13 protein-coding genes are annotated in these 13,891 nt (G+C 36.7%); all 13 read left to right on the plus strand.

Going from position 1 to position 13,891, the window contains the following annotated elements:
- Positions 1-126: 126 nt before the first annotated feature.
- Complete coding sequence (locus F823_RS0102330; RefSeq protein WP_002844993.1) at positions 127-1,281, plus strand: sulfate/molybdate ABC transporter ATP-binding protein; 1,155 nt, start codon at positions 127-129, stop codon at positions 1,279-1,281.
- 189 nt (positions 1,282-1,470) lie between these two features.
- The gene (locus F823_RS0102335; RefSeq protein ID WP_002844992.1) at positions 1,471-2,352 is read left to right on the plus strand and encodes an FAD binding domain-containing protein; all 882 of its coding nucleotides are present in this window, start codon (positions 1,471-1,473) and stop codon (positions 2,350-2,352) included.
- Between the two features lie 2 nt (positions 2,353-2,354).
- Positions 2,355-2,840 carry a (2Fe-2S)-binding protein gene (locus F823_RS0102340; RefSeq protein ID WP_002844991.1) on the plus strand — a complete coding sequence of 162 codons (486 nt, stop codon included), beginning with the start codon at positions 2,355-2,357 and terminating at the stop codon, positions 2,838-2,840.
- 1 nt (position 2,841) lies between these two features.
- The gene (locus tag F823_RS0102345; RefSeq protein ID WP_002844990.1) at positions 2,842-5,187 is read left to right on the plus strand and encodes a xanthine dehydrogenase family protein molybdopterin-binding subunit; all 2,346 of its coding nucleotides are present in this window, start codon (positions 2,842-2,844) and stop codon (positions 5,185-5,187) included.
- Between the two features lie 82 nt (positions 5,188-5,269).
- Positions 5,270-5,677: a YopX family protein gene (locus F823_RS0102350; RefSeq protein ID WP_019595340.1), complete on the plus strand. Its 408-nt coding sequence runs from the start codon at positions 5,270-5,272 to the stop codon at positions 5,675-5,677.
- Positions 5,678-5,686: 9 nt separating this feature from the next.
- The gene (locus F823_RS0102355) at positions 5,687-6,229 is read left to right on the plus strand and encodes a hypothetical protein (RefSeq protein WP_002844988.1); all 543 of its coding nucleotides are present in this window, start codon (positions 5,687-5,689) and stop codon (positions 6,227-6,229) included.
- A gap of 1 nt (position 6,230) precedes the next feature.
- On the plus strand, positions 6,231-6,674 hold the full coding sequence (locus F823_RS0102360; RefSeq protein WP_019595341.1) for a hypothetical protein: 444 nt from the start codon (positions 6,231-6,233) through the stop codon (positions 6,672-6,674).
- A 14-nt stretch (positions 6,675-6,688) separates the two neighbouring features.
- The gene (locus F823_RS0102365; protein WP_002844986.1) at positions 6,689-7,267 is read left to right on the plus strand and encodes an HD domain-containing protein; all 579 of its coding nucleotides are present in this window, start codon (positions 6,689-6,691) and stop codon (positions 7,265-7,267) included.
- A 410-nt stretch (positions 7,268-7,677) separates the two neighbouring features.
- On the plus strand, positions 7,678-8,706 hold the full coding sequence (locus tag F823_RS0102370; RefSeq protein ID WP_002844985.1) for a sugar-binding transcriptional regulator: 1,029 nt from the start codon (positions 7,678-7,680) through the stop codon (positions 8,704-8,706).
- Between the two features lie 34 nt (positions 8,707-8,740).
- Positions 8,741-9,748: a type I glyceraldehyde-3-phosphate dehydrogenase gene (gene gap, locus F823_RS0102375; protein WP_002843571.1), complete on the plus strand. Its 1,008-nt coding sequence runs from the start codon at positions 8,741-8,743 to the stop codon at positions 9,746-9,748.
- A gap of 222 nt (positions 9,749-9,970) precedes the next feature.
- The gene (locus tag F823_RS0102380; protein WP_002844984.1) at positions 9,971-11,170 is read left to right on the plus strand and encodes a phosphoglycerate kinase; all 1,200 of its coding nucleotides are present in this window, start codon (positions 9,971-9,973) and stop codon (positions 11,168-11,170) included.
- Between the two features lie 156 nt (positions 11,171-11,326).
- A complete protein-coding gene (gene tpiA / locus F823_RS0102385; protein WP_002844978.1) occupies positions 11,327-12,067 on the plus strand; it encodes a triose-phosphate isomerase in 741 nt (246 codons plus the stop codon).
- Positions 12,068-12,140: 73 nt separating this feature from the next.
- Positions 12,141-13,667 carry a 2,3-bisphosphoglycerate-independent phosphoglycerate mutase gene (gene gpmI / locus F823_RS0102390; RefSeq protein ID WP_002843588.1) on the plus strand — a complete coding sequence of 509 codons (1,527 nt, stop codon included), beginning with the start codon at positions 12,141-12,143 and terminating at the stop codon, positions 13,665-13,667.
- Positions 13,668-13,891: the final 224 nt, after the last annotated feature.

Raw genomic sequence — 13,891 nt, forward strand, 5'->3', positions numbered from 1 at the left:
TTGCAGCTTAAGTATAATATTAAATTTATTGAGACTTAAGTGTAATATTAAATTTGTTGAGACTTAAGAATAATATTAAATTTGTTGTGGATAAAGTACAATATTAAAAATGGATGGTAGAAGGAAATGAAGAGTTTATCGATTGATATAAAGTCAGATTTAAATAATTTTGGTATGGATATTTCTTTGAAAACTAAGGCTAAGAGAATAGGCATATTGGGAGCATCTGGTGCTGGAAAGAGTATGCTACTCAAATACATATCGGGCATAATAAGTCCAGACCAAGGTCGAATAGAGATAAATGGAGAGACCATTTTTGATAGCTCTAGAAAAATCGATGTGATACCCCAAAAGAGAGATGTAGCCTACATGTTTCAGAATTATGCTTTGTTTCCTAATATGACTGTAAGGGAAAATATTGAAGTAGTTCTAAGCGGAAGCAAGGAGTATAAAAGGGACAAGGCAGATAGGTATATGAAAAAATTCTGTATAGATAATCTTGAAGATAAGATGCCAAGAAATCTTTCAGGTGGACAGCAGCAAAGAGTTGCTCTGGCAAGAATTATGGCATACGAGCCCAAGCTTATCCTTCTAGATGAACCTTTTTCGGCACTGGATAACGACCTAAAGGACAAGCTTCAAATAGAGCTTGAAGATATGCTATCTGATTATGAGGGAATGGTTATAATGGTTTCACACAGTAGGGACGAAATTTATAGGTTTAGTGATGAATTGATTATAATCCATAATGGTATGGTTGTGGAGCAAGGAAAAACAAAGGAAGTTTTTTCTAGACCTAAAACTTTCGAGGGAGCGAAGATGGTTGGTGTAACAAATATCTTACCTGTAGAAGTAGACCAGGATTCAAGTATAAAAATACCAGACCTCGATATTAGAATTACAAGAGATGACTATGAACGTTTGGATGTTAAAGATAGAATTATTGATTTTGTAGAGTTTAAAAATAAGATCAAGTATATAGGTGTTAGAGATAGGGATTTTAAGATAGTATATTCACAAAGTATAGATAAAAACAATAAAGATGTAGAGGAATCTAGTTTTATTTTGGATGCAAAAGTAGAGCGTATTTACGAGGGGCTGGATATGACCAGCGTCTATTTTTCTGTTCAAAATAGGTTTGATAAGTCTAAAATTGTAAAAAAGCCACAAAAAAATTATTGTATCAAAATAAATAGATTAGAAAATAAAAATAATTTATTTGTTAATGCACTAATAAGCATTTCCATTGATAAAGAAAAGCTTATTTTTATAGAAAATTAAATATTGACATAATTGTTTGCAAAATATAGGTGCATCGCGATAAAGAAAATTACTTTTTTAACGAAATACAATTGTAAAATTCATATTCTTATTATATAATTGAATTGAAATATACGCACAAATTCATTTTTATGAAAGAATATTTCATTCAAAAGGCGAAAGCGTAAATTTAAAAGGGAGGCGTAAAGAATGAATATTTTATGTAATTTTCAGTACCATGCACCTAAGACTAAGGCAGAAGTCTTAGATTTGCTGGCAACTATTGGCGACAAATCAAAAATGCTCGCTGGAGGTACAGATCTAATCATCATGCTTAAGGAAAAGATGATGGAAACGGAAAACATTATCAACATTGCTGATGTTGAGGAGTTGGCAGGCGTAAAATTTACTGATAATGGCGTTGAAATAGGGGCCTGTACTAAAATAGCTGACATTGAAAACTCTAAAGAGCTTGCAGTTGACTATGGCGTGTTAACGTATGCAGCAAGCCAGTTAGGTTCTTATCAGGTAAGAACAATGGCGACTATAGGGGGAAATATAGCACACTGCTCTCCATGTGGTGAGACAACTTCACCATTAGTGTCATTAGATGCTGATGTAGTTATTGAAAGCAAGAGAGGACAGAGAGTTTTAAAGATTGAAGAGTTCATCGTAGGTAATCGTGCGAACGTTTTAGAAAGCGATGAGATGATTACAAAATTCATAATACATGCTCCTGCAGCTAATTCTGCTGCAAGATATGGATGTATAGGTTTAAGAAATGCTATGGAAATAGATGCTGCTAATATGGCAGTAAACCTTGAGCTAGAAGAAGATAAGAAAACTATCAAGAATATCAAGCTAGTAATGGGTTCTGTGGCTCCAAAGCCTCTTGTATCTGAAGCTGTTCCAGCTCTACTTGTTGGAAAAGTATTGGATGATGAGTTGATTGAAAAGGTTGGTCAGGCTGCTATGGGCGAAGCTAAACCAATTACAGATGTTAGAGCAACTGCTGAGTACAGAAAAGAAGTAGTAGGAGCTTTAGCTAGAAGATTGACTAAAGAAGCATATAATAAGGCAATGGAGGCATAGAAATGAAACAATTAATCACTTTAAATATTAATAATCAGAACTATGATGTTGTTGTTACTCCAATGGAACTTTTAGTAGACGTAATTAGAAAAACTGTTGGATTAACTGGTACAAAAAAGGGTTGTGGTCAAGGAGACTGTGGCGCTTGTACAGTACTTATAGATGGAAAACCAGAATTATCATGTCTAAAGCTTGCAGTAGCAAGTGTTGGCAAGAAAATTACTACAATTGAAGGTATAGCTAACGAAGATGGTAGTCTACACCCAATTCAGGATGCCTTCCTAGATCATGGTGCAGTACAGTGTGGATTCTGTACACCAGGTATGATTTTATCAGCTAAGGCCTTGGTAGACAGAAATCCAAACCCTACACAGGAAGAAATAAAGACTGCTATTTCTGGTAACACATGCAGGTGTACTGGATATGTCAAAATCATTGATGCTATAGAGTCTTATGCAAATTTAGTTGCAGAAAAGGAGGCTAAGTAAGATGGGAAAGATGTATGAAGTATCAAACAGATACAACAACTACAGGGATTATACTAAAGAATATACTGAAGTAGGTAGAAGCATCCGTAGACCTGATGGTCCTGATAAGGTAAAGGGTAAGGTTCGTTATACAGATGACTTGACTCTTCCAAGAATGGTATATGGTAAATTACTTAGAAGTAAGCATGCACATGCTAATATAGTTAAAATAGATTATAGCAAGGCTATGGAACTTGAGGGTGTACTAGGGGTTATAACTGGAGAAGATTGTCCAATTCCTTATGGTATAGTTCCTCATAATGCCAATGAACACGCTCTTGCTGTAGGAAAAGTTAGAAACTGGGGAGAACCAGTAGCGGCAGTAGCAGCTGTAACTGAAGAAATAGCTGAAAAAGCCCTAGAATTAATCGAAGTAGAATACGATGTTTTAGAAGCTATCGTCGACCCTAGAGAGGCTGTAAAGAGAGATGACATTAGAATCCATGAAGATTCACCTTATAATATATCTTATGAAGGTGTTCAGGTATATGGTGATCCAGACAAGGCATTAGAAGAGGCTGATTATGTGTTAGAACAGGATTACTATTCTTCATATGTAAACCATGGATTTATAGAACCACAGTCTGCAATTGCAGATTATGATGTTGCTACAGGTAAATTACACCTATATGCAACTTGTCAGGTTCCTCACTATACTCACCAGCAGTTGGCTAAGGTTCTTGAAATGCCTCTAAACAAGATAAGAATAACAGTTCCACTAATAGGTGGTGGATTTGGTGGTAAGGGTGTTGCTTCTCAGGCGGACTTCTGTTCAGCCCTACTATCTAGAAAAGTTGGTAGACCAGTAAAGATAACTTACGAAAGAAGTGAAGTATTCGCTACCAACAATGGTAGACATCCATGCTATATGAAGATGAAGTTAGGATTTGATAAGACTGGTAAGATAACAGCTTGTGACTTTACTAACTTGATGGATGGTGGAGCATACGCAGGATGGGGTATAGTTGTTCTATTCTATACAGCATCAATGGTACACATTCCATATGTGATACCAAACGTGAGATTTGACGGTAAGAGAGTATATACTAACAAGCCTACTTGTGGTGCCTTCAGAGGACTAGGTGGAGTTCAGCCAAGATTTGCTATGGAACAGATGCTAGACCAGGCTGCTGCTCACTTTGGTATGGACCCATATGAAATAAGAATGCTAAATGCTGCAGAATCAGGCTACACTGCTAAGAGTAAAATGTATGTACCTCATACAGAATACAAGAAGTGCTTGACTGAATGTGTTGAAAGATCAGGCTACAAAGAAAAGCATGGTAAGTTACCATTTGGTAAGGGTATCGGTCTTTCTGGAGGATATTATATTTCAGGAACATCATACACATTGTACCTATCTTACAAGCCACATACAGTAGCAACTATAAAGGTTGATGAAGAGAATGACGTAACAGTATACTGTGGTGCAACTGATATAGGTCAGGGTGTAGATATGGTAATGGCTCAGATGGCAGCTGAAACTCTAGGTATTAAGACTGAAGACGTTACAGTAGTACCAAGAGATACAAAGATATCAACATTTGACCTTGGAACATTTGCCAGCCGTCTAACATTTGCAACAGGTTGGGCTATAAGACAGGCTGCTGAAAAGGTAAATGCTGAACTTAAGCCAGTTGCTGCAGGTATGTTAGGTATCCGTGGTGAAGAAGTTGAAGTACAGGGTGGAGAATTCTACAATATCTACAAGCCACACAAGAGAGTTCCTTGGAGAGATGTAGTATCTCAGTACATCCAGACAAACGGACCACTTTCAATGACAGGTCAGTTTACTCCTCCAAGAAGAAAGGGTATCCAGCAGGGTGGTAATATAGGACACTCTCCAACATTTGGATTCAGTGCTCAGATTGCAGAGGTAGACGTAGATCTTGAAACAGGTAAGGTAAATGTAGTTAAGATTACAGAGGCAGGAGACTGCGGTGTAGCTATCAACCCACAGAGTGTTGAAGGTCAGGTACATGGTTCAATAGGTATGGGTATGGGACAGGCCCTATATGAAGAGATGAAGGTCGCTCCAGACGGAAGATTCCTAAATCCATCACTACATGACTACAAGCTACCAACAGCTCTAGATATGCCAGAAATAGATGCAAACATAGTAGATGCCTATGACCCATCAGCACCATACGGAGCTAAGGAATCAGGTGAAGGTCCAATCCAGCCTACAATTCCAGCTATATTTAATGCTGTATACGATGCTATCGGTGTTAGGTTTACAGAAATGCCACTAACTCCTGAAAAGGTTCTAAATGCAATAAAAGAACAGAAGGCTAGAGGCGTATTTTAAATAAAATAAACTATTTAATAATTAATTTGTATCGGTGCCACTATTATAGTGGCACCGGTATGTGTTAGATGGGGGGATTAAGATGAGAGAAATAAAGTTTAGAGCATGGGATGATGAGAATAAGAAGATGTACTCTCCAGAAGAGCTTGAGCAAGAAGGCGCATCTGAGTTAGAAAAGACAATCTATGGTTATCTTTCATTTGGCGCAGTTTTGATATATGATTTTAAAAATCCTGAAGAACCAGTAGAATTATTACCACTTCAGTCTACTGGATGGTATGACAACGAACAAAAAGAAATTTACGAAGGTGATGTGGTAGAGAGTGACACTGGAACATATCAAATAATGTGGAGCGAAGAAGTTGCCGGATTTATCCTAATAGGAAACGATGGATCAATGGCAATGGGTGGTCCATACCTATCAGAAACATTTAAGTTAAAGGGAAATATCTATCAGAATCCTGAATTATTGGATTTTGGTCTTAGATAGTGGTAAGTTATGATGTTGGATATAAAAGATAAAGAATTTTTTATAAAGGCAGATGGAAAGTCTGTAGATTTTTACCTTGAAGATGATATGTTCGAGATTGAAGGCAAATTTTCAGTAGAGGGTGATGATGTATTTATTATTGTTATAGATGCAGTCAGCCATATGCTAAAAATTGCTGGAGATAAATTAAAAATTGGAAAGAAATATGGAAGGTTTACTGCTTCTAGGGTAGAAGACGGTAAGACTTTCGATTTAGAAATAAATAGGGTCTTTATACCATTGGTAAATCCAAGTGTAGAAGATTTTGAAAGAGAATTTGAGAAGGGTATAAGCCAGTTTTTTAATAAACCAGATGATACTCTTGTTTGGTATGATTTTGAAACTAAGAAATGGAATATTGAAGTAAATAAGATAAATATGTATTGTAGCGGAGATAGGTATGACTATGATTCAATATCTGAGATGTTTGAGGCTTCAAGAGAATACTTAGATGGTAAGTGGCAGTGTATATATTTTAGCGCTGAAGTTGAAGAAGATGAAGGAGAGTTTTAACATGGGTAAGCATATTGTAGAAAAAAACTATCACCGTTTAGACCCAGTAGGTCAAAGTGATATGTGTGCAACTTGCTCAACAGGATGTAAAACTAGCTGCAGCAGGAAGTTGGCAAAAAATATGGGTAGCGAAGTTTCTTATATTATAGATGATCCTGTTGAAAAAAATGTAACATTTGATAGACTTTATGATGTTATTATTAGAGATGTTGATAGTATACCTTGTGAATTAAAGAGCCAGAAATTAGTCTATGATGTTGATGGCAAGTTAATTGAAGGTCAGTTAAAAGTTCCATGGCCTATGGATTGGATTTATGAAGTCGTATCTGACTACCTATCAAAAGACAGTCACTTATCAGGGACAAAAAGTGTTAAATTTGCAAATCCAGAAGAAGTTGACCAATTGATAGTATGTGACGTTGTAAGCTACGTCCAAAGGCGTTAAGGAATGTTGATTGAATGAGTATGGAAAAAGGAACTTATTTTTCAAAAGAATATTGTCCTACAAAGGCAGAGTGTTTCGATATATTAAGGGTTTATGGGACGCCAATACACGTACAAGGCCACTGTAATGCTGTAGGTGAAGTAGGTTATGCTATTGCAAGGGCATTAAAGGAAAAAGGTTTGGATATAAATGAACGACTGGTCGCATCTGCAGGTTACTTGCACGATATAGCTAGGGTTCACAAAATTCACGAAAAGGTTGGAGCAAATTATCTTAAGTCCATTGGTCTTGAAGATGTATCAAGGGTTATTTCAGACCATACAAAACACAAGATAAATCAAGAAATCCTATCATTGGATGAGGAAGATATCTTGTGTATAGCTGATAGGCTAGTTATAGAAGCGAGTTTCGTTGGTCCAGAAAAGAGAATGGATTACATTAAGAGTAAGGCTATAAAAAAATATGGGAAAGAGAGCGAACCTCTACTAGATAAGATCAAGGACGATTTTATAAAATTTGTAGCTGAAATAGAAACCTTTATAGGTGATGAAATAATAAATATAATTCCAGATGATATAAGGCTCACATCATAAAATTGGTGTGGGTTCTTTTTTGTCCAAACAAGAGGTATAATTTGTCCAAATAAGTGGCCTAACTTGTCTAAACTAGAGGCCTTAATTTGTCCAAACAAGGGATATTAATCTGTCTAAAAAAGGGATATTAACGAGGTGGGGTCAATATATGTCCCTTTATTTTTTGTGATTTATTAGATAATATAAATCTTGAAAGTACTGATTAAACTGGATTTTTAAGTGTATTAAGTTAAATATAAGGAGATAGAAATAAAAAAATATATAAAAAATAAAATAAGTGTTGATTTTTGCGTCCCGCTATTATATAATAATGTTGTGGGACGTGATAAGTAAATGTGGGACGCAAATCAACCTGATCTTTAAGGTGATTACCGATTAAGATTTCCAAGTAGGAAATCCAAGGAGGCAATATGAAAAATATAATCGAAGTTCAAAAAAAGATTATACCCCAAGCGATTGAGTTGATGGAAAAAAGATATGCAGTTCTTAGACAGATAGCTATCAGTCAACCCATTGGTAGAAGAATGTTGGCAAATGTGCTTAACCTGAGTGAGAGGACAACTAGGACAGAGGTTGACTTCCTAAAATCTCAAAAAATGATTGACATATCAGTTTCAGGAATGACACTTACAGAAGAAGGTAAGGAAGTACTTGAAAGTCTAGAGCTAGTCATGGGTGAGGTAATGGGAATATCCGATCTGGAGATAAAGTTGAGAGACTTACTGGGAATCAAGCATGTAGCTATATCTAAAAATGTCAATGAAGACAGAAGTATCATAATAAAAGGCGTAGCTGAATTGGCAGCCAAGTACTTGATATCTACACTAGCAAGTGACGATATAGTAGCGATCTCAGGTGGTAGTACTATGAGGGAACTTGCAACGAGCATTAAGGAAGAATATTCATTTAAAGATGTGACAGTTCTTCCAACACGAGGAAGTGTGGGCTCCGACATAGATATTCAGGCTAACTCGGTAGCTGCAGTCCTAGCTAAGAAACTAAACTCAAAGGTGGAATTTCTATATGTTCCTGATGAGCTTGAAGGTGAGGCAAAAGACGTCATAATGTCTATTCCAGACATAATGGTTACTAGCCAGCATCTAAGGGAAGCCGACAAAATGGTATTTAGTTTTGGATGTGCAGACTTGATGGCAAGAAGAAGGGGTACAAGTGAAGATGACATCAATCAATTACTTAATAAGGGAGCGATTGGTGAAGCCTTTGGACATTATTTCGACAAGGACGGTAACATAGTGATGAAACTCAACACAGTCGGAATAGATATGAATATGTATAAGAATTCAAAATATCCTATAGCAGTATTTTCAGGTGTTGAAAAAGTGGATGCTTTCATGGCTTTATATAAGCTGAATAAGAATCTAACACTGATAACTGATGAAGACAGTGCAAAGGAAATTTTAAATAAAATAAACAATTAACTATATTGATAAAGAAAATTTTGGAGGTAATGAAATGGTTAAAGTTGCGATTAATGGATTTGGTAGAATAGGTAGATTAGCATTAAGAAAAATGATGGAACAGCCAGAAAAGTTCCAGATAGTTGCTATAAATGATTTAACAGACTCACATATGCTAGCTCACTTACTAAAGTATGACTCTTCACAGGGTAGATTCAATGGTGAAGTAGTTGAAGAAGAAGGTGCTTTCGTAGTTAATGGACAGGAGATACTTGTTATATCTGAAAGAAACCCAGAAAACCTACCTTGGGGAGAAATGGGTGTAGACATAGTTCTTGAATGTACTGGTCTATTCACTTCTAAGGAAAAGGCTGAGGCTCATATAAAGGCAGGTGCTAAGAAGGTTCTTATATCTGCTCCAGCAACTGGTGACGTTAAGACAATAGTTTACAATGTAAACTCTGATATAATAGACGGAAGCGAAACAGTAGTTTCAGGTGCTTCTTGTACTACAAACTGTCTTGCACCAATGGCTAAGGTACTTAACGACAAGTTCGGTATCGTTGAAGGTTTAATGACAACTATCCATGCGTATACAAATGACCAGAATACTCTAGATGGCCCTCATAAGAAGGGTGACTTAAGAAGAGCTAGAACAGCTGCTGCAAACATAATACCTAACACAACAGGTGCTGCAAAGGCTATAGGTCTAGTAATACCAGAACTTGCAGGTAAGCTTGACGGAGCTGCACAGAGAGTTCCAGTACCAACAGGTTCAATAACTGAATTAGTATGTGTACTTGAAAAGAACACATCAGTAGAAGAAATCAATGCTGCTATGAAGGCTGCTGCTAATGAATCATTTGGATACACTGAAGAAGAATTAGTATCAACTGATATAGTAGGTATCAGCTACGGTTCATTATTTGATGCTACACTTACTAAGGTAATGGATGTTGCAGGTAAGCAGTTAGTTAAGACTGTTGCTTGGTATGACAACGAAATGTCTTACACTTCTCAGTTAGTAAGAACATTAGGACTAGTAGGAAGCACAACTAAATAATAAAAGAATCTTGTTTAAATAAATATTTATTAGGCCACGAAGGCGAGAGATTTATCAATAGAGGCTTATATTATATAAGCCTCTTTTTTGAAAATAAGTATAAAAAAAATCGATATAATACACAAGATGGTCTGAAAACATCCCACTTATGATATAATAGTAATAGCGGAAATATTCAGATTAGAGACTTAAATATAATATTAATTTAAAAGGAGATTTGTTATGACAATGCTAAACAAAAAATCAATTGAAGACATTCAGGTAAAGGGCAGAAAGTGCCTAGTGAGATGTGACTTTAATGTTCCTCTTAAAGATGGAAAGATAACTGATGAAAATAGACTTGTTGGTGCCCTACCAACTATAAAGTATCTTGTAGATAACGGAGCTAAGGTAATACTTTGCTCACACCTTGGTAAGCCAAAGGGAGAGGCCAAGCCAGAACTTTCATTAGCACCAGTAGCTAAGAGATTATCAGAAATGTTAGGCAAGATAGTAGTATTTGCTGCTGATGATAATGTAGTTGGTAACAATGCTAAGGCTGCAGTAGCTGCTATGGAAGACTCTGATATAGTACTATTACAGAACACTAGATACAGGGCTGAGGAGACTAAGAACGAAGAAAACTTCTCAAGAGAACTAGCTTCACTTGCTGATGTATTTGTTAATGATGCATTTGGTACAGCCCATAGAGCCCACTGCTCAACAGTAGGTGTTGGTGAATTCCTAGAAGAAAGAGTATGCGGTTACCTAATCCAGAAGGAATTAGACTTCTTAGGATCAGCAGTAGAAAATCCTGAAAGACCATTCCTAGCTATCCTTGGTGGTGCTAAGGTTTCTTCAAAGCTTGGTGTAATCAACAACCTATTAGAAAAGGTTGATACACTAATAATAGGCGGTGGTATGTCATACACATTCTTCAAGGCTATGGGTCACGAAATAGGTACATCACTAGTAGAAGATGACAAGATTGAATATGCACTTGACATGATCAAGAAGGCAGAAGAAAAGGGTGTAAAGCTACTTCTTCCAATAGATGTAGTATATGCTGACAAGTTTGCAGAAGATGCTAAGCCAAAGTTTACTGAAGGCAGAGATATACCAGCAGACTCAATGGGTCTAGATATAGGACTAAAGACTAGAGAATTATTTGTAGATGCTGTAAAATCTGCAAAGACTATAGTATGGAATGGACCAATGGGTGTATTCGAATTCGAAAACTTTGCAAATGGTACAAAGGCAATAGCAGAGGCTATGGCTGAAATAGATGCTACTACAATAATAGGTGGTGGAGATTCAGCAGCTGCTGTAAACCAGATGGGATTTGGAGATAAGATGAGCCATATATCAACAGGTGGTGGAGCATCTCTAGAATTCCTAGAAGGTAAGGAACTACCTGGTATAGCAGCACTTGACAACAAGTAATAGATAGTATTTAGTAAATTCAGCAATATAACTATAGATATAATATTATAGGGATAATGCTATATACATAATCTTGTAGAGATAATATCATAGAACAATAAGTGTATAAAGGTGGGCTAGCCTGTCTAGCCTGCCACATATAAAAAGGAGATAAAAATGAGAAAGCCAATAATAGCTGGAAACTGGAAGATGAACAAGACTATAAAGGAAGGTCTTGAATTTATAGAAGCAGTAAAGGGTAAGACTGAAGGTGATGCAGAAGTATTGATATGTGCACCATTTACATTACTAAAGGACCTAAAAGAAGCAACTAAGGGAACTAATATAAAGATAGGTGCTCAGAATATGCATTTTGAAGAATCTGGTGCATTCACAGGTGAAGTGGCTCCTGCCAACCTTGTAGAACTTGGAATAGATTATGTAATAATCGGACATTCAGAGAGAAGAGAGTACTACAATGAAACTGATGAAACTTGCAACAAAAAGGTTCTAAAAGCTATAGAAGTGGGTATAAATCCAATACTTTGTTGTGGAGAGACTCTTGAAGAAAGAGAATCAAACTCTACAATGGACAAGGTAAAGGGACAGATAGTAAAGGGTCTAAAGGATGTAAAAGCTGAAGACCTTGAAAAGGTAGTAATAGCTTATGAACCAATCTGGGCAATAGGTACAGGTAAGACTGCAACAGCTGAGCAGGCAAACGAAGTAATCGCCTACATAAGAAATGTTGTAAGGGACCTATATGCTGATCTTGCTGACAAGGTGAGAATCCAGTATGGTGGATCTGTAAAGCCAGCCAATGTAGCTGAAATAATGGGACAGACTGATATAGACGGCGCCCTAGTAGGTGGAGCTTCATTGAAGGCTGATGACTATCTAGGACTATTAAAGTTCTAATACTACTATAGTTTCTAACGTTTAGTGAAAATATGCTCGGATATTGAAACGAGTAGTGTAAAGGAAGTGTATTATGAAAAAACCAGTAGTTTTAACAATAATGGATGGATTTGGATATACTCCAAATGAAATAGGAAATGCTATATCACTGGCTGGTACTCCAAGACTAGATGAAATAGCTAAAAAATACAAGCATACCCTAATTCAGGCCAGTGGTTTAGATGTTGGTCTACCAAATGGTCAGATGGGTAATTCAGAAGTTGGTCATACAAATATAGGTGCAGGTAGGATAGTATACCAGGACCTTACAAGAATTACAAAGTCTATAGAAGACGGTGACTTCTTTACAAATGAGGCCCTAGTAGCAGCCATGGAAAATGCAAAAGACAAGAGTCTGCATATCATGGGACTACTATCAGATGGTGGTGTACATTCGCATATAGACCACCTAAAGGCCTTAATTGATATGGCTAAAAGGTTTGGACTAGAGAGAGTATTTGTTCATGCCTTCACAGATGGTAGGGATACAGATCCTCAGAGTGCCATTACATATGTAATGGAAATCCAGGAATATATGACATCTTTAGGAACTGGCCAGTTTGCCTCAGTATCGGGTAGGTACTATGCTATGGACAGGGACAAGAGATGGGAAAGAGTGGAAACTGCCTACAATGCTATTGTAAAGGGCGAGGGTCCAAAATCAGAGTCAGCTATTGAATGTGTTCAGGCATCTTATGATTCTGGTGTAAACGATGAATTTATCATACCTACAGTGATGACAAAAAACTTAGAGCCTGTAGGAAAGATTGAAAAGGACGACTCAGTTGTATTCTTCAACTTTAGACCTGACAGGGCTAGAGAAATAACAAGATCTATAGTAGATGTAGACTTTGAAGGATTTAAGAGGGACCTAGTTCCAACAAGATTCGTGTGTATGACAACATACGATGTGACTATAGAAGGTGTGGATGTAGCATTTGGACCTGAGAAAATAGTAAATACCCTAGGTGAATACCTAGCAAAGAATGGTAAGAAGCAGTTGAGGGCAGCTGAAACTGAAAAGTATGCCCATGTTACTTTCTTCTTCAACGGCGGCATAGAAGAACCAAACGAAGGGGAGGATAGGCTACTTATACCATCTCCAAAGGTTGCTACATACGATTTACAGCCTGAGATGTCAGCCTATGAGCTACTAGACAAGCTACTAGCTGCAATTGATGAAGACAAGTACGACTTTATAGCTGTCAACTTTGCCAACCCTGATATGGTAGGTCATACAGGTAGTATGGAGGCAACAGCAAAGGCTATAAAGACAGTTGATGAATGTGTAGGAAGGCTATTTGACAAGGTCCTAGGTCTTGGTGGAAGTGGTATCATCACAGCAGACCACGGTAATGCAGAACTTATGATAGACCTTGAGACAGGTAGACCTATCACATCACACTCTACTAACCCAGTTCCTTTTATAGTAGCTGGAGAAGAGTTTAAAAACCGTGACCTGCTTACAGATGGTAGATTATGCGATATAGCACCGACTGTACTTGATATGTTGGGCATGGACAAGCCAAAGGAAATGACAGGTCATTCATTGATTAAATAAGAAATTCATTGATCAAACAGGATAATTAATAAAATTGATTATATAAATAAATACAAGCAAGTTAATAATGAAGTTTTGAGTGCAATAAGCGAAAATAAAATTTTAAAATATAAATTAAACTTTACAAATTTACCCATCAATTTATTTGTAATAAAGAATCGTCTATTGGTACAAAAATTAAATTTCAATATAGCGGTTTGTGTTATAATAAGTAAGGACAGTGT

Source organism: Peptostreptococcus anaerobius VPI 4330 = DSM 2949 (assembly GCF_000381525.1).
Lineage (GTDB): Bacteria > Bacillota > Clostridia > Peptostreptococcales > Peptostreptococcaceae > Peptostreptococcus > Peptostreptococcus anaerobius.